This is a genomic window from Luteolibacter sp. LG18 (assembly GCF_036322585.1).
In the GTDB taxonomy this organism is placed as follows: domain Bacteria; phylum Verrucomicrobiota; class Verrucomicrobiia; order Verrucomicrobiales; family Akkermansiaceae; genus Luteolibacter.
In genome coordinates, this window is the sequence record NZ_AP024600.1 from 5,509,426 (window position 1) to 5,532,083 (window position 22,658).

12 protein-coding genes and 1 tRNA gene are annotated in these 22,658 nt (G+C 66.0%); 6 read left to right on the top strand and 7 right to left on the bottom strand.

What is annotated here, in order from left to right; genetic code table 11:
• The first annotated feature begins 84 nt into the window (after positions 1 to 84).
• Positions 85 to 1,251, top strand: coding sequence for an adenosine deaminase (locus llg_RS22055; RefSeq protein WP_338287237.1), 1,167 nt, complete (start codon positions 85 to 87; stop codon positions 1,249 to 1,251).
• A gap of 351 nt (positions 1,252 to 1,602) precedes the next feature.
• On the opposite strand, the gene llg_RS22060 is transcribed toward llg_RS22055, so the two are convergent.
• From llg_RS22060 to llg_RS22075, 4 genes are all read right to left on the bottom strand, one after another.
• On the bottom strand, positions 1,603 to 2,664 hold the full coding sequence (locus llg_RS22060; protein WP_338287238.1) for an LOG family protein: 1,062 nt from the start codon (positions 2,662 to 2,664) through the stop codon (positions 1,603 to 1,605).
• A 238-nt stretch (positions 2,665 to 2,902) separates the two neighbouring features.
• Positions 2,903 to 4,600, bottom strand: a complete 1,698-nt coding sequence (locus llg_RS22065; protein ID WP_338287239.1) for an iron ABC transporter permease — start codon at positions 4,598 to 4,600, stop codon at positions 2,903 to 2,905.
• Positions 4,597 to 6,084 carry an extracellular solute-binding protein gene (locus llg_RS22070; RefSeq protein ID WP_338287240.1) on the bottom strand — a complete coding sequence of 496 codons (1,488 nt, stop codon included), beginning with the start codon at positions 6,082 to 6,084 and terminating at the stop codon, positions 4,597 to 4,599. The genes llg_RS22065 and llg_RS22070 overlap by 4 nt, the downstream gene beginning before the upstream one ends.
• A gap of 10 nt (positions 6,085 to 6,094) precedes the next feature.
• Complete coding sequence (locus llg_RS22075) at positions 6,095 to 7,159, bottom strand: ABC transporter ATP-binding protein (RefSeq protein WP_338287241.1); 1,065 nt, start codon at positions 7,157 to 7,159, stop codon at positions 6,095 to 6,097.
• Between the two features lie 148 nt (positions 7,160 to 7,307).
• Here llg_RS22075 and llg_RS22080 point away from each other — a divergent pair.
• A tRNA-Leu gene (locus tag llg_RS22080) sits at positions 7,308 to 7,392 on the top strand.
• A 104-nt stretch (positions 7,393 to 7,496) separates the two neighbouring features.
• On the opposite strand, the gene llg_RS22085 is transcribed toward llg_RS22080, so the two are convergent.
• Positions 7,497 to 8,552 (bottom strand): LacI family DNA-binding transcriptional regulator, encoded by a 1,056-nt coding sequence (locus llg_RS22085; protein WP_338287242.1) that lies wholly within the window; start codon positions 8,550 to 8,552, stop codon positions 7,497 to 7,499.
• A gap of 277 nt (positions 8,553 to 8,829) precedes the next feature.
• On the opposite strand from llg_RS22085, the gene llg_RS22090 reads away from it, so the two are divergent.
• Entirely contained in the window at positions 8,830 to 11,655 is a 2,826-nt protein-coding gene (locus tag llg_RS22090) for an autotransporter-associated beta strand repeat-containing protein (RefSeq protein ID WP_338287243.1), read from the top strand.
• 478 nt (positions 11,656 to 12,133) lie between these two features.
• Here llg_RS22090 and llg_RS22095 read toward each other — a convergent pair whose 3' ends face one another.
• Positions 12,134 to 14,797: a hypothetical protein gene (locus llg_RS22095; RefSeq protein ID WP_338287244.1), complete on the bottom strand. Its 2,664-nt coding sequence runs from the start codon at positions 14,795 to 14,797 to the stop codon at positions 12,134 to 12,136.
• A gap of 394 nt (positions 14,798 to 15,191) precedes the next feature.
• Between llg_RS22095 and llg_RS22100 the strand changes: the two genes are divergently transcribed.
• Both llg_RS22100 and llg_RS22105 read left to right on the top strand, forming a co-directional pair.
• On the top strand, positions 15,192 to 16,121 hold the full coding sequence (locus llg_RS22100) for a right-handed parallel beta-helix repeat-containing protein (RefSeq protein WP_338287246.1): 930 nt from the start codon (positions 15,192 to 15,194) through the stop codon (positions 16,119 to 16,121).
• A 73-nt stretch (positions 16,122 to 16,194) separates the two neighbouring features.
• The gene (locus llg_RS22105) at positions 16,195 to 17,217 is read left to right on the top strand and encodes a hypothetical protein (protein ID WP_338287247.1); all 1,023 of its coding nucleotides are present in this window, start codon (positions 16,195 to 16,197) and stop codon (positions 17,215 to 17,217) included.
• Positions 17,218 to 17,297: 80 nt separating this feature from the next.
• Here the strand turns inward: llg_RS22105 and llg_RS22110 are convergent, their stop codons facing one another.
• On the bottom strand, positions 17,298 to 18,926 hold the full coding sequence (locus tag llg_RS22110) for a beta-N-acetylhexosaminidase (protein WP_338287248.1): 1,629 nt from the start codon (positions 18,924 to 18,926) through the stop codon (positions 17,298 to 17,300).
• A gap of 153 nt (positions 18,927 to 19,079) precedes the next feature.
• Between llg_RS22110 and llg_RS22115 the strand changes: the two genes are divergently transcribed.
• Positions 19,080 to 22,355: an autotransporter-associated beta strand repeat-containing protein gene (locus llg_RS22115; protein ID WP_338287249.1), complete on the top strand. Its 3,276-nt coding sequence runs from the start codon at positions 19,080 to 19,082 to the stop codon at positions 22,353 to 22,355.
• The last annotated feature ends 303 nt before the right edge of the window (positions 22,356 to 22,658 follow it).

A 22,658-nucleotide genomic window follows, 5' to 3' on the forward strand; every position in this document is an offset into this window, starting at 1 on the left:
GGTCAAAGTCAAACAGGCCGCGCGGCGAAGCGATTTTCGCCTTTGGCGGTTGGATCATGCTGCACCGATCTGCTAGAGTGCCTCATGATCGAACATCGTTATCCCGAGCTGTTTCCCAGGGCCCCGATGCCCGCCGGAGTGAAGCTGGTGGAAGCCCTTGATTTCACCCGCCTTCCGAAGGTCCTGCTGCATGAACACCTCGATGGCGGCCTGCGCCCGGAGACGATCCTCGATCTGGCGAAGAGCCACGGCTACACCGCCCTGCCCACCCGGGACGCCGGTGAACTGGCCGAGTGGTTTCACCGCGGCGCGCAGCGCGGGAACCTGCCCGAGTATCTCGAAGGCTTCGCCCACACCATCGGCGTCATGCAGGACCGCGATGCCCTGGAGCGCGTGGCGTTCGAGTTCATCGAAGACATGGCGCGGGATGGCGTGGTCTACGCCGAGGTCCGCTTCGCCCCGGTCTTCCACACCGGCCACGGCCTGACCCAGGACGAGGTGGTGGAGGCCGTGCTCGATGGCCTGGAGCGCGGCGAACGCCAGTACGGAGTGAAGTGGGGGCTGATCCTCTGCGCGATGCGCGACCGCACCGATTCGCTGGAGGCCGCCGAGCTGGCGATCCGCTGGCGGGACAAGGGCGTGGTCGGCTTCGACCTCGCGGGCGGCGAGGCCGGCCATCCGCCGAAGAAGCACATGGCCGCCTTCGAGGCGATCCGACGCGCCAACTTCCACATCACCATCCACGCCGGCGAAGCCTTCGGACTGGAATCCATCTGGCAGGCGCTCCAGTGGTGCGGCGCCCACCGGCTGGGCCACGGCACCCGGCTGCGGAACGACATCGAGATCCTGCCGGACGGCGAATTGAAACTCGGGCCGCTCGCCCAGTTCGTGCTCGACCGCCGCATCCCGATCGAGATGTGCCTGCTCAGCAACGTCCACACCGGTGCCACCCCGAGCCTGGAGGAGCATCCGTTTCCCATCTTCCACCGCGCCGGGTTCCGCGCCTGCCTGAACACCGACGACCGCCTGATGAGCGACACCTCGATGACCAAGGAACTCGAGACCGCCACCACCGTCTTCGACCTCGATCTGGTGGACCTCGAGAAGATCACCATGAACGCGATGAAGAGCGCATTCGCCCCGCACCACCAGCGGGTGGAAATCATCCACAAGCGCCTCCTCCCCTCCTACGCCACCCTCTTCGCCGAACTCACCGAGCGGGCGTTCGCGGAGAGCTTGAGGAGGAATTGAAACCACGAAAGCCCGCCCAAGCGCGAGCCATGGAGCAAATCGACCGCCTCGCATACCTCTTCAAGCCCGGCAGGGCGACGCATTCCAGCCGGTGGCGCAAGCCACCGGAAAGGGCCGCCAAGAAGAGCCAAGTCCCGCAGGGACGACGCTGCCTGCGCTCTTGTGCCAGAACGATCTTCATGGAGACCATGAGGCACCACGCTCATCCGAACCGCGGAGAGTTTCGGTGCGTTGACGTCCAGAGCCTTCGTTGCGTCGTCCCTAATGGAACTTGGCTCCGCACACACTCTCCACCGGTGGCTTGCGCCACCGGCTGGGATACGTCGCCCCTGAACGGGGCTGGGCCGAACCTCACGCCGACTTCGGCAGTTTCCGCACGAAGGCCGGGGTGATATCGTCGAGCGTGCGCGCCACGGTGAAGTCACCGGGCTGGCACATGTCGCCGAGCAGGTCGATCAGCGGATCCCAGAACCCGATCCCCGCGGCATTCGGGCGGTTGAAGAGCACCACCGGCTTGTTCGTCATCAGCGGGTTCTTCTGGTGCTTGAAGATCATCAGCGCGAACAGCTCCTGCACGGTGCCGGCACCGCCCGGGAAGATCACGAAGCCGTCCGAATTCTGGATCATCACCTCCATGCGGGTGTAGATGTCCGGGCGCAGCCAGAAGCTGGAAAGCCCCTCCGGCAATCCCTCCAGCTCGATGATGTGCGGCACGTTCGAACCGGCGGTCCAGCCACCGGCCTCCACCGAGCCCTTCACCACCGCGCCCATGATGCCGGATTTCCCGGCACCGGAGATGCAGCCGAGCCGCGCCTCCGCCAGACGGCGGCCGAGTTCCTCGCCATCGGCCAGATAGGCCGGATCGGTGAGGCTGGCGGAGCAGAACACGCACACGTTCCCGGCGTGGTTCGCGGGCAGCGGCGTTTCGAACGACAGCACGTTGCTCTCGCCAATCTTCACCCGCCCGGCGTCCGGGATGCCGTGGTGACGCACCACGTCGAGCGTGCGGATCACCTCGTCGCTGGTCTCCACGCCGAGCAGATAATCCCGGTAGTCCTGCTGGATCGTCCCCATCTTGTGGAGGTGGTCGAGCACCGAGAAGAACGGGGCCCAGGAGAAGTCGGAGTTCAGCACCACCGTCGGTTTCCCGGCCAGGTGGCGGTCGAGGGTCTGGTAGCCCACGAAGATCGAGATCGCCTTGAACATGTCCTCCAGCGTGGCGCCGGGGGTGAACACGAAGGCATCGGACTCGATGATCTTGCGCTCGATGTTGGAAAGCGTGATGCGCTGGTCGCCATTGCCATTGTAGATGTCCCAGCCGTGGCTGAAGAGCAGGTGGAGGAGGCGGGCGCGGGTGGAGCGGGAGGGATCGTTCTCACCGAGAACGGTGCCGGACAAGCGGACTTTGGGCATGGGTGAACGCGGGTAGATGAATGGATTCAACCGCGTCTAACATTCCTCCCGGTCGCGCTCGAAATCAAGTGGAGATCACCGGGATTTTTGGAGCCCTACGTGGTTTTCCGGCCTCTTCAGGTAGCGCGAAGCTGGGCTTCGCGTGCAGGGAGCGGACCGATGCGCACGGGGGCCGCCTTCTTCCGCAAAGCGCCGCCAGAGGCACGCCGGGCAAAGCCCAGCGCTACTTGTCAGGCCCTTACAACTTGAAAACCCCGCCGCGCTTCCCGCCCAGCACCGTCGCGCCGATGATGGCCACGGACAGGAACGCCATCGACCACACGCCGAGCGCGGCCGCCAGTTCGGTGCCGTTTCCGAGCGTGCTGAGCAGGCTGTAGATCGCCTTGGTGATCGGGTAATGCTGCGCCTGCTGGGCGAGGATCAGGCTGTCGCTCACCTCCAGCATGGCGAAGGCGAAGGCGAGGATCGACCCGGCGGCGAGGTTCGCGCCGATCAGCGGGATCGCCACGCGGCGGAGCATCCGCAGCGGCGTGGCCCCGAGCGAGGCCGCGGCCTCCTCCAGCGCCGGATTGCTCTGCTGGAGTCCGGCCACCGCCGAGCGCAGGATGTACGGCATCCGCCGTATCGCATACGCCGCCACCAGCAGGAAGAACGGCGTGCCGCCCGGCCCCACCAGGAAATGGAACGGCTTCCCCTCCTGCGACAGCGCCAGGTAGCCGAAGGCCATCACCAGCCCGGGCACCGCCAGCGGCAGCATGAGCATCGCATCGAGCGCGTTCCGGAACCTGAGGTTCGAACGCACCACCACCCACGCCGCGGCGAGCCCGATGACCGCCGCCACGCCTGTGGCCGCGGAAGCATAAACCAGGCTATTCTCGATCGAGGGCACCACCAGCCCGTTGCCCAGCGCCTCGATGTAATGGCGGAGCGTGAGGTGCTGCGGCAGGACCGAGCCATACCACCTTTCCGAAAGCGACAGCAGCACCACGCCGCAGTGCGGCAGCGAGGCCGCGAGGAACACGCCGAGGAACAGCAGCGGGCAGGCCACCGCCTTCCAGCCGCGGGCACGGCTCGCGGTCGAGCGCCCCTTCGGCCGCGGCGCACTGCCCTGCGCCGAGCGCCCGAGGATCATCTTCGAACCCGCAAAGATCACCGCCGCCACCACCAGCAGGATCGTGGTCAGCGCGTAGGGCACCGGGTTTTTGTCGAGGCCCTTGATACCATCGTAGATCTGCACCGGGGCCACCCGCCCGAAGTCGAACACCAGTGGCACGCCCAGCTCCGTGAAGGCCCAGATGAACACCACCGACGCCCCCGCGAACACGCCGGGCATGGCCAGCGGCAGCGTGACCCGCCGGAACCTCCGCCACGGCGAGGCCCCCAGGTTCTCCGCCGCCTGCTCCATCGCCGGGTCGAGATTCGAAAGCGCCGCGGCGATGTTCAGATAGAGGATCGGATACAGGTGCAGCGCGTTCATCAGCACGATGCCGGCGAAGCGGCCGTGCGCCAGCCAGTCGTGCGGCATCGCCGCGTCCATCAGCCCGCAGCGGATCAGCAGCGCATTGAGCGCGCCTTCCACGCCGAGCATCTGCTTGATCCCCACCGCGCCGACAAACGGCGGCAGGATCATCGGCACCAGCACCAGCGCACCGAGCACCCGCTTGCCGAAAAAGTCATGCCGGTGCGCGGCGAGCGCCATCGGGAATGCCACCAACAAAGTGACGGCAGTGCTGGCCAGCCCGAGCACCAGCGCGTTCCACAGCCCCTCGCGGTAAACGTCGTTCCGGAACACCGCGGCGAGGAAGTCCCAAGTGAACGCGCCATCCGATGGCCGTATGAACGCCTGCTTCACCACGGTGCCCGCGGGATAGAGGAAGAACACCGCGAACAGCAGCGCGGTGAGGGCGAGGATCATCAGAGCGGGTCCGCGTTTCATGGCTGGCGGGCGGCTGGAGTGGCGGACGATCGGGACAAAGCCTCGGCCCGACGGAAGTTCGCGCGGAAGCGTTCGCCGAGGGCGGAAGCGAGATCGGCGGATGCCAGCGGATCGCCGCCATCGAGCACCGGATGCCCTTTTCCAAAGGTGGCGTAGGGAAACGCGGACACATCCGAGAACGCGGCCATCGCCTCCGGGGGGAACCCGGCGGCGGCCATCGCCTTCCACGCCCGCTGGAGCTCGGGATGGGAATCGATGCACGCGATCCGGACGAACTGGCGCAGCGTGTTGAAGGCCTTGCCGGTCAGCTCGCGATCGTAGGTGAAGACTCCGGGATCGGTGTAGGGATTCCGCCGGATCGTGGCGGTGGCGAGGATCTCCGGCGAGTAAACATCCCCGCGGATCGGCAGGCGGTGCAGCGCGCGCTCTTGCGGACCACCGGGCGAACCCGGCGCGCCGAACCACAGCCGTTGCCCTTCCGCGGACAGGCAGAAGGTCACGAACGCCTGCGCGATCTCCGGATGCGGCGCGCCTTTCAAGACCGCCACCGGGTCCGGGCTGTAGGTGGCCCCGCCCTCCGGAGCCCGCCATTCGACCCGCGAGCTGCCATCCGCCCGCAGCAGTTCCTCGTGGTAGGAGCGACCGTAGAAATCGATGCACATCCCCGCGGCGGCATCCCCCTGCCCCACGTCGTGCGGGATCTTCGAAGCGCTATCGGTGAAGTAGCGTGCATTCGCGGACATCCGCAGGATGAGCTGGAGCCCCTTGTCCCACCCGGCGGCGATCGCGTGTTCCCGCGGCACGGACGCATCCTTCAATTCACGCTGGATCTGCTCCTGCACCAGCAGCTCAAACGCGCGCGCCACCGAGCCGCTCTTGGTGGGATCGGCCAGCGCCACCGCCCCGGCGAATCGCGGGTCGCCGAGATCGTCCCAGCGCGCGGGCACCGGTGCTTTCAGCCGCGCCAGCACGTCCGGGTTCGCCGCGATCCCGAACTGCGACAGGCAGCAGCCGACCCAGGTGTGGTCCGCTGGGAAATACGTTTCGCCGGTCCAGGATGACGGCACCACCCGGCCCTCGCCGAACCACTCCGGATGTTCCTTGAATACATCCAGCGGCACCAGCCGCCCCTCCTTCGCCTGACGCGAGAAATCCGGCTGCCCGCCGCCGAAGAACACATCCACCCCCACGCCTTCGCGGCCGGTCTCCTTCGCCGCCTTGAATCCCGCGTCCAGCACCATCGCGATCTCCGAGGTGCCGCCCGGAGTACGCCAGTCGACGTAGATCGTGCGGCCGGTCCGCTGCTTCCACCACGCCGCGAATGCCCGCCCGAACTCGACGCGGATCGTCTCGTTGTGGGGCGAAAGGATCGAAATGCGGTCGTCCGCCCGGTCCGGCGACACCGGCGCGTTTTCCCGCCGCATCACGATGGGCAGCGCGACGATCAGCACCAGCAGGCCGACGATGACGGCGAAGCGTTTCATCGGAGGAGAATCAGGATTTCAGCACCACCACGTCGTCCGGACGCGCCTGGAGACCGACAGGAGCCCCGCCCGGCTCGCGGACCTCATGGGGATTCAGCTCCACCACCTGCTGGCGGCCCGCCGCGGTCTCGATCCAGTACTGGACACGCTGCCCGAGATAGGTGCGCTCCACCACCGTGCCCGCGATGGGATGCCCGTCCGCCGCGTCCAATCGCCACGCCTCCGGTCGCACGGACAGCCGCACGCGTTCGCCCGCCGCCGGCTTCCACTCCGGATCCGCGGTGCGGCCGGTCAGATCGCCCGCCGCGGTCTTCACGCGCACGCGGTCCGCCACCACCTCCACCACCGTGCCATCGAAAAGATTCGTCTCGCCGATGAACGAGGCCACATGGGCGGTGCGCGGGTGGCGGTAGATCTCACCCGGTGTCCCGAGCTGCTCGATCCGCCCCTTGTCCATCACCGCCATCCGGTCCGCCATCGCCAGCGCCTCCTCCTGGTCGTGGGTCACATAGATCGCCGTCAGGCCGTTTTCCTTCACGATCCGGCGGATCTCGCGGCGCATCTCCACGCGGAGCTGGGCATCGAGGTTCGAAAGCGGTTCATCGAGGAGCAGGCACTTCGGCTTCACCACCAGCGCGCGTGCCAATGACACCCGCTGCTGCTGGCCGCCGGAAAGCTGGTCGATCGAGCGCTCGCCGTAGCCGGTGAGGCGCACCATTTCCAGCGCCTCCCCCACCCGCCGCTGGATCTCGGCCTTCGGCACCTGCCGCTCCTCCAGGCCGAAGGAGATGTTCCGCGCCACCGTCAGGTGCGGCCACAGCGCGTAGCTCTGGAACACCATCGCCGCCTCGCGCTTGTGGGCGGGCAGCGTCGTCACGTCCCGGTCGCCGAAAAAAATCGCGCCCGACGTCGGATTTTCCAGCCCCGCGATGCTCCGCAGCAGCGTCGTTTTTCCGCAGCCGGAGGCCCCCAGCAGGAAAAACAATTCACCCGGTTCCACGGTCACGCTCACCCCCGCGAGCGCGGTCACGGTTCCGAACTGTTTGACGACTGATTCAGCGCGAATGGATTCCATGGGTGACGATCGGATGCTCGGGCAGGGCAGGAGACTATCAAGCAGGAAGGCAGCCATGCGAGGCTCGGATTATTTTCAAAGATTCTCTTGCAAACCCCTGCCGGGCACCCTAAATCCGCGGCGCGGCAAGCAAGCCGCACGACACTCTGCTCGGGTGGCGGAATTGGTAGACGCGCTAGACTAAGGATCTAGTAGGGTAACCTGTGGGGGTTCGAGTCCCCCCTCGAGCACCACTCCATCTTGGAGAATGAAAAGGCGACCATCCAGGTCGCCTTTTTCGTTTCCAGCTCCAGCCTTGCTCGCCGTGGAGCGATTCTTCCGGCAACCACTGACTTTCTCAGCGCGCGTGGAGATCCGGCAAGCTGTCGCCGTCCACCCAACTGCCCTCCACCAAGTTCTGCCGGAAGATCCGCGGGATGCCGCGGGCTCCGTCGTTGATCAGCGAAATAAGCGTGAGAATGCCGACCCGCCCGATTTCCTCCGGATGCTGGTCGATGCCGGCACCGATGGGGATGTCGATCTGCGTGGTTCCGGCCAAAGCCACGTCATCCGGTATCTTCAGTCCGATGGAGCCCAGCAAGGCCGGCACCTCCGGCATGTTGGTGATGATCGCGTCCGGCTTCCGCTTGTCGAACCACGCCCGCAGCGCCTCGCCGCGGTGGGCCTCCGCGTGATCGTTCAGCACGAACACCGGCAGGCGGTCCTTCGCCTCCACGAACCGCTGGGCGGTGAGATAACCGCCTTCGAACAAATGGCCGCGCAGCTTGAAGTTCGATTCATCGGTCACGAACCCGATGCGCTTGTAGCCGCGCTCCCGCATCTTCTCGAAAGCCAGCATCGTGTTCGCCACCTGGTCGGCCGTGACCAGGTGGGTCCGCGGTGAAACCAGCGACCGGCCGAAGCGGATCACCGAATACTCGGACCACGGGAAGTCCTTCCAATCCGGATGGGTCCGGTGGGGCGGCAGCACGATGCCCTTGATGCCACGGGTGGAGAGGATCTGGTGGAGCCGCATCGCCGAGAGTCCCCCACCGAACTGGAACTCCTCCAGACGGAACCCGAACTTCTCCGCCGCCGCGAACGCCCCTTTCCAATAGAGGTCGAATTCCTTGAACGTTCTCAGCTCGGCCGGATCCCGCCAGCCATTGAGCCAGGCGATCACCGACGAGATCGGCTTCGGGCCGTTGCCCCGGCGGCTGTAGCTGGCGAGCGCGGCCAGCATCGGGTCCGGCTTGTAGCCCATGCGTTCCGCCACCTCGCGGATGCGTTCCCGCAGCGCCTCGGAGATCCGCCCGCGGCCACGCAGCGCGAGCGAGACCGTCACGTGGCTGACCCCCAGCTCCTTCGCGATGTCCCGCACCGTGACCCGCCTGCTGTTGTCTGAATCGCTCATGGCACCCTCGCATCATGGACGTTCCCGGAAAGCCATGGAACGGAGCCGCTGATTAACTTGTTAATCACTCCCACGGTAAAGGACGCCCGGTGGATGACAACGTCGATCTTCCGCTCCGGTAGCCGGGCGGATCCTCCCGCTGAGCAACTTGGAAATCTCCGCCCCCCTCGCGCGGATCGTTCCCGTTCCCCTATGCGTTTCCATGAGCGGCTCACCCCGTCGTGAAACGCTCCCGTCCACCAATCCATCCATCCGCGACCCCCACCCCATCTCTCCCATGAAACCCACCCGCGCCGTACTCGCCCTGCTCGGACTGACCAGCAGCGCCCTCCTCGTCCCCACCGCCTTCGCTCAGAGCGTCTGGGATGGCGGCGGTGCCGACAACAAATGGCAGACGCCCCAGAACTGGAGCACCGACGTGGCCCCCACGGCCTCCACCACCACCGACCTCCAGTTCGCCGGATCGTTGCAGACTTCCGCCAGCAACGACTACGCCACCGGCGCGGACTTCCGGAACATCACCTTCGCCGCGGGAGCGTCCTCGTTCACCCTGGATGGCAACCAGTTCGATCTCTTCGGCGCGGTCACCAACAGCAGCGGCACCACCCAGACGATCGGCACGCCCATCAACCTGCAGGGAGCCTCCAACAACATCGTCGGCTCCGCGGGCGCGAAGACCATCTTCAACGGCGCGATCAACTACGGCACCGGCCGCCTTTTCCCGACCACCACCGCGCACACCCTGGTCTTCAACGCCGCGGGCACCAACGGCGGGGCGAGCGTCACGGCCTTCGCCATCACCGGCCCGTCCACGATGCGCGTCAACATCGCGGGCAGCATCATCGAGCTCGGCAACGCGGCCGCCCTCGGCACCGGCTACATCCAGGTCAACGCGAACTCCACGCTCCAATCGAACACCGCCCTGACCGGAGCCAATGCCGTGGGCAACACCTTCATGATCGGAGCCGCCGCCATCCTCACCATCGGCGGCACCAGCAACCTCGAACTCAGCGGCAGCTCCACCACGCTGACCAGCCCGGCCTCGACCTCCGGCGGCGCCTTGATCAACGCGGGAGCGAACCGCACGCTGGCCGTCACCAACACCGGCACCACCACCGTTTCCGGAAAGGTCTCGCTCTCCGACGCCGTCGGCACCGGCCGCACGCTCACCGTGGATGTGGCCTCCACCGCCGGGGCCACCACCATCAGCGGCGCGATCGTCAACTACGTGAACCCGTCCACCGGCGCGGCGGGCGGCCTGACCAAGACCGGCACGGGCACGCTCACCCTCACCGGCGCGAACACCTACACCGGCGCCACCACCGTCAGCGCGGGCACCCTGAGCCTCTCCACCCCCTACATCGCGGACACCTCCACGCTGACGGTGGCCACCGGAGCCACGCTCAATCTCACCCACTCCGCCACGGACCGCGTCACCACCCTCTTCCTCGGTGGCGTCAAGCAGGCCATCGGCATCTACGGGGCCATCGGTTCCGGAGCGCAGTTTGAAACCGCCTTCATCACCGGCACCGGCCGGATCGAGGTGGCGAACCCGACCTGGGACGGCGGCGGCGCGAATGGCAACTGGAGCACGGCAGCGAACTGGAACGGCGACGTCGCCCCCGCCACCACCGGGGACACGCTCTCCTTCGCGGGCACCACCAACCTGGCCACCAACAACGACTACATCACCAGCCTCGGCGGCAGCGCCACCAAACACGCCATCACCTTCAACTCCGGCGCCGGTTCCTTCACGCTCGCCGGCGGGGACCTCGCCATCACCAGCAACTACATCGCCGACAACCAGAGCGCGAACCCACAGACGATCGGCAACAACCTCACGCTCGCCGGTGGCGACAACCGCATCACGCTCGCCACGGGTGCGGGCGCGTTGACCTTCAATGGCAGCCTCGCGCTCAGCGGTGCACGCCTCTACCTGGAAACCACCAACTCCGGCACCATCGTCCTGAACGGCGCGAGCACCGGCGGCGGCGTGACCTTCAATTCCTGGGGCATCACCGAGTTCCGCTCCGTGCTCTACGCCTCCAACACCTTTCCCGCCACGATCGTCGAGCTGGGCAACAAGAACGCGCTCGGCGCGCCGAACAGCTCCCTCGGCGGACTGCAATCCGGCGTCCAGGTGGCATCGGAACTGACCATCCGCTCGAACACCGACCTGTCCGGAGCCAACGCGGTCGACAAGGCCCTGCTGGTGCAAAGCGCCAAGGTCCTCACGCTCTCCGGGTCCAACAACCTCCAATTCACCGGCAACGTCTACAACGCCGGCGGCAACGGTACCATCCTAGTGAACAACACCGCCGCCACCACCCTCTCCGGCCCCACCTACCTCTCCAACGACACCACCGGACGCCTCCTCAACGTGAACGTCGCGGGCACCGCTGGCACCACCACGCTCAGCGGCGTGATCGCGGACAGTTGGGCCGCGGGCGCGGCGGCCGGCAGCCTGGTCAAGCTCGGCACCGGCACGCTGGTCGTTTCCGGAAACAACACCTACACCGGCACCACCACCGTCAGCGCGGGCACCCTCACCCTCACCCAGCCCTACCTCAACGACGCCTCCACGGTGAACATCGCCAGCGGCGCGACCTTGAACCTCACCCACGCGTCCACCGATACCGTGGCCACCCTGGTGATCAACGGCGTGACCCAGGGCAACGGCGTCTATGGCGCGATCGGTTCCGGAGCCGCCCACGAGGTCGCCCAAATCACCGGCACCGGCAAGCTCCAGGTCGGCGCGGGTTACAGCGCCTGGTCCACCGCCAATGCGGGAGGCCAAGCCGCGAACCTCGACTATGACAACGATGGGGTGACGAACGGCGTGGAGTACTTCCTGAACGCCGCGGCCGGTGTCACCGCTAATCCCGGCGTGGTGTCCGGCAAGGTCACCTGGACCAACGGCGGCAACATCCCCAGCGGCAGCTACGGCACGGCCTTCGTGGTCCAAACCTCCCCGGATCTCACGACCTGGACTGACATCCTCGCCAACGACTCGAACCTCAGCAACGCCGCGGGCTCCGTGCAATACACCCTGCCCACCGGCGCGGGCAAACTGTTCGTCCGCCTCAAGGTGACGCCGAACTGAGGTAGGGTCATCTCGCCGAGATGACCGGGCGGTGGACGTCGTCCGCGGCAAACACGCCGCCCCATCAGACGACGGGATGGGACGCGCCGCTGGCAGCGGACCCGGCCGTTAGACCCGGTCGCCCCGGCGGTGCGACCCTACCTCCGCGGATCGCTGCGAAGGTAGGGTCATCTCGCCGAGATGACCGGGCGGTGGACGTCGTCCGCGGCAAACACGCCGCCCCATCAGACGAAAGGATGGGACGCGCCGTTGGCAGCGGACGCGGCCAATTAGACCCGGTCGCCCCGGCGGTGCGACCCTACCTTTACGGCCCGCCTCTGGAGGTAGGGTCATCTCGCCGAGATGACCGGGCGGTGGACGTCGTCCGCGGGAAACACGCCGCCCCATCAGACGAAGGGATGGGACGCGCCGTTGGCAGCGGACGCGGCCTCTTCCCCCCGGTCGCCCCGGCGGTGCGACCCTACCTCCGCGGACCGCCTCACCGCTTCCCCGCGAATAACACCACCGTGGAAAGCGGTCCCACCCGGAGATCCCCGGCTTCCACTTTCTTTCCGCTCACGAGGTCGACCGCGTCCTTGTAATCCTCTGGAACATGCAGCGTGTAGTTCCGATCCTCGGTCGTATTCAGGCCGATGAGGTAGTCGCCATACGGCAGCGTGTAAAAGGCCGCCTTGCCGACGAACGGCCCCCACTCGCCATAGGCCGGGGATTTCGCGTCATCGGGCCGCTTCGAAATGGGCAGCACCTCACCGGCCCAGGCCTGGTGGAGATCCTGGCCGGGTGGCACCACGCCGCGGCTGCGGATGCGGTCGATCCAGTCCGGACGGGTGTAGGTTTCCCCGCTGCCGATGATTTCCACCTCGCTGCGGACCGTCGCGATGCGGGTGATGTCCGGCGTGAGTTCGAACACGCGGGCCACGCGGTTCACGCCACGCTCGGCACGATAGTAGAGGTTCACGAAGAGCCGCGTGTCGCCATGCTTGAGCGCGAGCACGGCGTTCTCCTCATCGGCGAACACGAAGTCGGGCTGGCCCGGGGTCATCGGCAGCCGCTTCGGGCTCTTCGGCAGGGCGGACACCTTCTCCCAGTTGGTGACGTTCCGCATCATCCCCACCGTGTCGCGATCCTTCAGGCGCCCCGCGATGTGGTCGAAGTACTGGCCGTCCTCCACCGATTGCTGCGCCGCACCCACCACATAGGGATCGTCCGGCAACAGCGCCGCGGTTTCCATCCACCACGCTTCCCGTACATCGGGGGAATTGTAGGCGCTGCCCTCGTAGGGATAGTGGGCGACGCGATTGTCGATCTCGCTGGCGAGCTTCATGCAGCGGTAGCCGTCGCCATCGGTCGAGGGATAGCGGAAGGCCAGCCGCGCCAACTGCATCCGGCGTGCCTGCTCGCGCAGCTTGCGGTCGCCCGTCAGCATCGCCATGTCGCGCGCGAAGGGCAGAATCGTTTCGCCATACGACGCCACGTAGCCGAGCTCGCGGGACAACCCCTTCCGCGTGATGAGCCGGTAATCCTTGCCGAATGGCATTTCGCTGCCGCCGGAAACGAGGTCGCTGCCGACCCACGGTTCGATCCCCACCGATTGATAAAGGAACTCCAACGTGCGGGACCGCGGCAGCGCGCTCTTCGGATCGAGCAGCGCCACCGCCTCGTTCGCGGAGTAGATGCCCGCGTCCACGATCATCGACTGGTTCGTGTAGGAACGGCGGTGGGTGCGCCAATAGTCCACGCTGTACTTCAGCATCGCCACCCACGCGTCCTTCCGCGAAACCTTCGCCCCATTCAACATCAAGCTGCCGTTCAGCACCGGACGCAGGCCGTCCCACGCGTGCATCACCGCCTGGCCGAGCGCGCCGGTGCCCCCCCAATCGTCATCGATGAACTTGCGATCCTTCGCGAAGTCCTGCGCCATCGCATCACCAAGGCGGAGAATCCTTTCGACCGCCAGCCGGTTCCGGTAGGCCGGAGTCCACGGCGTCTGGTAGGCCTCGGAGAGCAGCATCAATTCCTCGGCGCGCCCCTTGTGGGTGGCTGGCACGTCCTGGCTCGCGAGCAATTTCGAGATCCGCTCGATCACCGTCTTCTTCGTCTGGTCGATCACCTCCGGTCCAGCCGTCGAGCGGACCACCGCCTCCGGCATCCGCCCTTGAGTTTCCGTGTCCGACGGCACGAAGCGGTTCACCGTATGGGTGTAGGCCCGGTAGATGCCGCGCGAGGGCCCGGTGAAACCCTTCTGATACTGCGGGAAATTGCTCCCATAGAACCAGATCGGCCCGGTCGACACGATCTTCAGGTCGAGGCTGGTCAGGCCCTTGGTGAGCATCGGCGGCAGCGGCACCGTGACGTACACGAAACGCCCGGCGGCCAGCGGATCGGCGTCGCACTGGTTGAGGAGATCGTGGTCGCTCTCATGCCGGTAGCCCACCTGCAGGCCGTTGGCGAAGAGGATCAGCCGCCCGGTCTGAAGGCCCTTGTCCGAGCCCCACAGTTTCACGGTGACGTAATTCTGCTGCCCGGGATCGACCTTCATCGTCCACTCCACCGCGCCACCCTCCCACGAGTTCGGCCCGCCCGCGACCAACCGCCGCGCGCGCTGCTCCAGCCCGCCGGTGACCACCTCGCTCCGGGTTTCCTTGAACGCGTGGGCCCGCTCCGACGCCGCATCCGCGAACACCACTTGATCCAGGCAGAACGCGGGCAGCGCCGCCAGCGGGGAAGACGTTTCCTGTTTCGCCTCCGGCTTCCACTCCGCACGCGGGAGGATCGTCTCCTGCGGCGATGGCGATGATTCCTGCGGCACCGCCACCCCCGCGGTCGCTCCCGTTTCCGGCGCCAGCCCGGGCGTGGCGGATGGGCAGCGGACCACCACCGGCATGCTGAAATACTTCAATCCATAATAGACGCCCGCCCCACTCGCACAGAGGCAGACGAGACCGGTGGCGATCCTCGCCGCAGTGCCTCCCGACCGCGCGCGGAGGCTCCCGGCGGCCGACCGCGCCTGCACTTTCCGCACCGGTGGCTCGGCCCCTCCGAGCTGGAACGAGCGCTGGCAATTCGGGCAATCGAACGCTTCACCGGGACGCGGATCCTCGACTGAAAGCTTCTGGGAGCAATGGGGACATTGGAACTTCATGGCTTTTGAAAAGGGGGATGATTTTTCACCTCGAAGGTCGGCTTGCGGGGACCTCAACCCGACAAGCGGTCACCACCACGGGATCATCATCATTGGCTGGGGACGGCGCGCATGAGGGCCTTGGAGAAGGAGAGGCGGATGTAAAGCGAAGCAGCCTAGAGGTCGCCACCATTCCCCCACAAACGCCGCCACGGTTACCCTGTTCATCTCCACCCCGCCCCGACCGACGCGAGTCATGCACAACACGGAAACCTCACCAACCCGTTGCCGATCGACCACGCGACCGTGCCAGCGTGCAAGGTGAAATCCCGTCCTCTCATCCGCCCCACACCCATGTCCGGGCGGACGGTGGCGGGATTCATCCACAACCCAAAACCCGAACATCCGAAAACCCATGACCATCCATCGCACCCTGCGCGCCACGCTGTGCCTCGCCTCCCTCTGTCCGGCCGCCTTGTCCGCCGCCACCGCCACCGTGAACCCCGGCCAGAGCATCCAGGCCGCGCTCGATGCCGTCGGCAATGCCGGTGGCGGCACCGTCTATGTCCAGCCCGGCAACTACGACATCACCGCCTCGCTGAAGGTCCCGAACAACACCCGGCTCAAGGGCGTGACCACCCGCCCGGTCATCACCATGGCCGCGAACGCCGACAAGCCGGTGATCCTGCCGAAGACCGTGCCCTTCACCGCCGTGACCTGCGATTACCTCTCGCTCAACGGCGGCCTGACCAATGCCCAAATGGACGCCGGCACCTACTGGGGCGCGGTGGGCATCCAGTTCGGCGGCGGCAACAACGGCACCGCGGGCTACATCTACAACTGCAACATGACGAACTGCACCGCCGGCGTGGTGATGGGCTACGTCACCGACGGACTGATGCAGGGCGTGAACATCACCAACTGCGGCTGCACCGGCACCACCACCCCGGGCATGCACAACGTCTACATCAGCAACACCGATCCCTTCCGCGCCAGCTACTGCACCTCCACCTACTGCCGCACCGGCATGGGATTCAAGATCACCGACTTCTACGGTGACCGCACCGAGACCAGCCAGATCGTGGACCACTGCAACTTCAGCAACAACCAGGGCGGCCGCGGCACGGCCATCTACGACATCTCCCCGATCGTCTTCAAAAACAACACCTGCGACAACAACACCCAGAGCGGCATCAACATGATCCGCTGCGGCAATGTCACGCTCACGGACAACCACGCCACCGGCAACCCCGACCAGGCGGACGTGTCCTACGACATCTGGCTGAACAACTGCACGGCCACCACCATCAGCGGCAACGTCTACGGCACGAAGCGCGGCTTCTAAGCCATCGCCCGCCTCCGTGCACCACACGCTCCACCCGCCCCGCGCGGGTGGAGCGTCTTTCCATGCCACCCTGATGAACACCCGCCGCACCCTCGCCGCCGCCAGCGGCTGTACCCTCCTGCTGCTGGCCTCGCTGGCCGCACGCCACTTCCACGGACCCTCCTTCCGCGGACCCTCCTTCCGCGGACCCTCCTTCCGCGGACCCTCCTTCCGCGGACCCTCCTTCCGGGACGCCGCCTCCCGCTCCGCCTCCGCCCATCGGCAGCCGGAGCCCTCCGGCGACCATGATGCCGACCTCAACCTGCTGGCGAAGACCCGCGCCCTGGCCACCGCATTCGAGCGTTTCCACGCCCACCCCGACGACATCGACCTGTTCCGGAAGGCCGCCGAGATCGAGAACGAATTCACCCAACACCTCGATCCGCGCTCGGCCGCCATCCTCGTCCGCAAGATGCCCGCCGGATTCGTCGACACCCGCTTCGGCACCCTCGCGCTCGCGAAATGGGCCACCGCCGATCGGCTTGAAGCCGCCGGTTGGATGGCCGTTCATCCGGGAACCACCCCCACCGCGACCTCCGCCCTGGCCCGCGGCTGGTTCGCCGAAGCCCCCTGCTCCCTCAAGGCCCACCTTGATGCCTTGCCCAGCGGCGATTGGAAATCGCACCTCGCTCTAACAGCCAGCGAGGACGCGCTGGTGTCCCGGGATTCCCAGGCCACGCTCGATCTCCTGGACCGCGTGGACACCCGCGATCCGCACCGCGCCCAACTTCAGGAATGGACGTTCACCTCGTGGGCCACCATCGATCCCTCCGCCGCGGCCTCGCAAGCCGCCCGTGAACCGGATGCCAAGCGGCGCGAGGTCCTTCTGGCCGCGGTGGTCATCGGCGAGGCCAATCTCTCTCCGGAGGCCGCTGCTGAAAACCTCGCTCGCCAGGTGATGACGCCGGAAACCAGAAAGCCCGCGCTCGAGGCCATCGCCCGGATCTGGGGCCCTCAGGACCACGAAGCCGCGTACCGATGGATGCAGAGCCTGCCGCCAGGGGAAGAACGGGAGTTTGTCCGAACCGAATTGATTCAAACCACCGAAGCGCCCTGACATCCGCTGGGCGGAGCGTTGTCCGATGCGATCCCCTTCCTTGTTTGCCCGCCGGTGGGTCTGCTCGCAGTCTGGTCACCTCACGGACCGCCCACTTGAGGGCGGTCGAGGTGCACCGGCTTGGCCTGGTCACCCGCAATCTCGGGCGAATCGAGAAAGGGATCGTAGGGCACGATGCCCCTCCCCCTCAACACAGGCAGTTCCGCGTGCAAGCGCCGCTGGAACCCCGCGAAGCTCTTGCCCGTTTTCGGCGTCCAGGCGGATTCAGCCATGGCGATCAACCGTGGCCAGACCAGAAACTCGCGGCGTTCACGGCTCGCGGCATTCTCCGTCCAGAGGCAGGCCTGCATGCCAACCACCTGCCGCTCCTGTTCCGGTGAAAGTCCCAGCGTATCCGGGAAGGCATACACGTCCTCAATCGGATTGAATCCATTCCAGGTCCGTCCGGACTTGTGCGCGGCGTTCTGGATGAAGTCGAAATACAAGGGCCGCCGTGGGCAAAGTACCACCGGATATCCCGCGGCCAAGGCGTCCTTCAACACTTCCGGCTTGTCGTGCCGCCACCAGAAAACCGTCGTGCGATCCGCTGGCAGCCCGTAGCCCGTGATTTCATCCCAGCACGCGGCGTGAACCCCCAGCTTGTACAGGGAGGCAGCCGTTTCACGTGCGAACCAGCGCTCGACCGCGGCATTGTCCGCCAGACTCTCACGGGTCATCAGTTGCCGCACCTCGGGAAAGGTCTGCCAGGCACCCCAGCCGAAATGCACCTCATCGCCACCGAAGTGGATCATGCCCGCGTCTGGGAACAACTCCGCGACCTCCCGGAAGACCTTGTCGCGGAACTCCCACACGGCCGGTGAACCCGGATTGTAGGTGAATCTCGGCCATTTTCCCGGGGAAGCCGGCTTTTGATAGCCGCCTCCGTCCAATTCCGGATAGGCCCGCACCGCGGCATCCGCGTGCCCCGGCAGGTCGATCTCCGGGATGACCTTGATCTGGCGTTCCGCGGCGTATTTCACGATCCCACGGATCTGCTCCTTGGTGTAGAAACGCGCGCCGCCCTTCCCCTCGGGATCGCCCTCGTTGCCGCGACCACCCACCTCGGTCAGCTTCGGATAGGCGTCGATCGCCAGGCGCCATCCGGGGGAATCGGTCAGATGCCAATGGAAGCGGTTCAGCTTGTAGCGGGCCATTGCATCCAGCAGCCGTTTCACTTCGGTCTCCCCAGCGAAATAGCGGCTCTCATCGAGCATGAATCCCCGCCAAGCGAACCGGGGAGCATCGGAGATGGTCAGGCATTTCAGGCGAACCCGGCCATCCTCCCGCGGGGAGGCCGCGATCAACTGCGTGAGGCTCATCGTCCCATAGAACAAACCAGCGGCATCACCGGAGATACGGATTCCCCCACGGGTGATCGCCAGTGTGTAGGCTTCCGTCGGCGAGCCCGGAGCGGCGTTCTCACGAACGAACTTCACACCCGGAGCGCCATCATGGCGGGCACCCTTTCCGCGCTCCCCCAGTGCCTCGGCCATCCACTTCACCAACCGGCTGCCATCGGGCAGGCCTTCCATCGAGATCGGGGCGTCCGGAGCCAGCAACAGCTCTCCTTCATGCTCGGCAACTTCGACCGGAGCCGGTATCAACGGTAGTTCGACAGCGGCGACGGGAAGGGCGGCCCACAACAAGACCCATAGAATACGGTGTGGCATGAGGCCTGAATCATGCTCCCGGGCAGGCCCCCCATACAGTCGGGTAAACTACCCATCCGCACGCCGGGGGGAGCCCATCTTTCCCGCCGCCCTCCCCATGGGCAGAAATGCCAATTACGCGAAAACCGGGCCAGGCGCATGGTTTACGGCGTAATGTACCCGAAACCCCTCATCGCCATTCTCCTCGCCTTGGCCGCCGGACCGGCCACCGCCACCACCTTCACGTGGACGAACACCGCCGGAGGCTCCTGGGCCACCGCCGCCAACTGGAGCAGCGCGCCGACCTTCGCCGCCGACGACGTCCTCGATTTCTCCACGCTCAACATTACCGCCGACAGGACGGCCACGCTCGATGCCGACCGCATCGCCGGTGCGCTCAAGTTCGGCGATGCCACCACCGCCTCGAACAATTGGATCGTGAGTGCCGGCACCCCCAGCACCAGCAAGCTGACCCTTTCCACCACCAGCGGCACACCGACCATCGAAGTGGTCAATCAAACAGCGACCATCAGTGCCCAGGTCGTCGGCACGCAAGGCTTCCAGAAGATCGGCGTCGGCACGCTGTCGATCAACAACGGCAGCAATAACGGCACTTTAAGCGGTCTCATCACGGTCAGCGCCGGCGTCTTGTCCGCCGCAGCGGGTTCCGTTACCACCAACCAATTGGGCACAGCGACGGTCACGGTAAGTGACGGAGCCACGCTCAACCTCAACTCGTCCCGCGGGACTTATTCAGCCATCACCCTCAATGGCGCTGGAGCCTCCGGACTTTCCGGGGCTCTGCTCCTGGGCGGAAGTTCGTCATTTTCCAGCATCACCGTCACCAACCTCACCCTCGGCTCCAATGCCACCATCGGCACGGCCAATTCACAGGGCAACGGCAACGGCATTGCAGGGGCCATCTCCCTCGGTGCCAATACGCTCACGTGCAATCCACTCACCCCTGCCGGTGCCGAAACCAGCGAAGCGCTGACCCTCAGCGCTGCCATCACCGGGACGGGTGGCATCGTTCAGAACGGCCCCGGACAAACGACACTCAGCGGCACCAACGGCTACACTGGCACGGCCACCGCTTTGGCGGGAGCCTTGATCGCCAGCAAGTCGGCGGCACTGCCCGGATATGACGCGGCGGGCAAGGTCGTCTTCCTCGGCGGCACGGTTGGCGCGCAGATCGGCGGTGCCGGTTGGACGACCGCCCAGGTGGATACCCTGCTGACGAATGCCACCAAGACCAGTGGCGCGCTGGGCATCGACACCAACAACGCCAACCTCACCCAGTGGACGGCCTTCACCACCAGCAACCTGGGCCCCCTCGGCCTGAACAAGCTCGGCAGCAACACACTCACGCTGAACCAGGCGAACACCTACACCGGAAACACCATCGTCACGGCGGGAACGCTGTTGCCCACCACCGCGGCGGCCCTGCCCGGATATGACGCGGCGGGCAAGGTCGTCTTCCTCGGCGGCACGCTGGACCTGCAGGTCGGTGGAGCCGGTTGGACCACCGCCCAGGTGGATACCCTGCTGGCGAATGCCACCAAGACCCGTGGCACGCTTGGCCTCGATACCACCAACGGCAACGTCACCCAATGGGCGGCCTTCACCAACACCAACCTCAGTTCGACCCTCGGCCTGATCAAGCTGGGTAACAACACCCTCACTCTGGTCCAGACGAACACTTATACCGGCGTGACCACCGTCAGCGCCGGCACGCTTCAGTTCGCCAAGAAGGCCTCCCTTTACAACGGCACCACGGCAAGCTGGACCGCCACCAACGTCAACGTGAAGAGCGCGGCAACGCTGGCCCTCAATGTCGGCGGCACGAATGAATTCGCCTCCGGCGATGTGGACACCCTGCTGACCAACATCTCGGTGGCAGGCAACGCCAACGCGGGCTTGCAATCCGGCGCGATCCTCGCCTTCGACACCACCAACGCCACGGGTGCCACGTTCACCCAAGGCAACCTCATTGCGAACTCGACCGGGACTAGTGGCGGAGCGATCGGGCTCACCAAACTGGGCACCGGCACACTGGTTCTGGACAAGACCAACACCTACACCGGCGTGACCAAGGTTGGCCGGGACGGCGGCACCAGCGGCGGCACGCTGACGGTCAGCGGCGATCCGTCCGCGGCCAACGGCGGCTGGGACATCCAAAACGGCACGGTGAACTTCCAGAGCGGGACCACCATCAACGTGGCCAGCGGCAAAAGCATCAACACCGGCGGCGGCACCAACAACAATCTGCGGAACCTGAATGTGGCCGGGACGGTGGTGAATGCCGGATCCTTGGGCCTCAACGGCGGCGCCGTCTTCACCCTCAATTCGGGGGCGGGCTGGACGCAGTCGGGGACGGTGAACATCAAGCCGAACACCACCTTCACGAGCAACGTCCTGACGGTGAACACGGGTGCCATTTTCAAATACACCAACATTTCCACCGCGTTCGGTCTTTCCGCCTCGGCGGGGAGCAACGGCGGCAGCTCCACGCTGTCCATCGCCGGCGGCAGCTTCGAGACCGGGATGGGCTTCGTGAACAGCGGCGGCACCAATGGCTCGGCGAACCTGCAGATCTCCGCTGGCGGCACGCTGAAGCTGACCGCCAATGTGCCGGACTTGGCCTCCAACAGCGGCACGACGACGCCCTTCAATGTCCAGGTCGGCACCGGCGGCGGCATCGTCGACACCAACGGTTTCAACACCACGCTGAACCTGGCGATCACCGGCACCGGCGGTCTCACCAAGGCGGGTGCGGGAACCCTGACCACCGCCGTGGCCAACACCTACACCGGCAACACCACCGTCACCGGCGGCACGCTCTCGCTCGCCGCCGCGAACCTCGATGACGCGTCCTCCGTGACCATCGCCACCGGGGCCACGCTGACCCTGAACTTCGCCGGCACCGACACCGTCGCCGCCCTCTCCATCAACGGCAGCGCCCTTCCCGCCGGCACCTACAACAGCACCACCCACCCGGGATCGATCAGCGGCACCGGCCAGATCACCGTGACCGGTGGTGCCAACTTCGCGAGCTGGGCCTCCGGTCTCGGCCTGAGCGGCAACCCGAACGCGGACTACGATCACGACGGTATCTCCGATGCCGCCGAGTACGTACTGGGCACCGATCCGAAGGTGGCGAACACCGGAGGTTCCGGCATCCAGATCCAGAAATCCGGGAACAACCTGGTCGTCACCTTCAACCGCACCGATGCCTCGGAAACCTCCGACATCACCCTGACCGTGGAAGCCGGTAACAATCTCCAGACCTGGACCCAGGTGTTCCAGATCGGCGACACCACCGCCCACTCCACCTCCGGCGTGGTGGTGACGGAAAACGGCGCTTCACCGGACACCGTGGTCGTCACGATCCCCACCGCCGGATCGCCCAAACTCTTCGCCCGCCTCAGGGTCGCCGTCAGCGGCTCCTGATGAGGCACGATCTTCCTGGCAGGTAATCGGCTCGGGGGGGCCGATCTGGAAGAAGCATGGATGCGCTGGCTTTGCCCGATGAGGGGAACAAAGCCGGCGCATTTCATTTCCAGCCCTTTCCCGAAGCATGGGGAGAATTGCCCACTAGCAGAATATCTACCCGGAAATCACGCTGGCCGACGCAATGGGTCAGAACCGTTCCTTTCCCCTTTCCTTGGCATGTCCACCCGATCCCAAGCGGCGGCGTGCCCGACTCCTTTGCCCGCCCCGGAGCCCGGATCATCCACCCATGATCTGAAACGA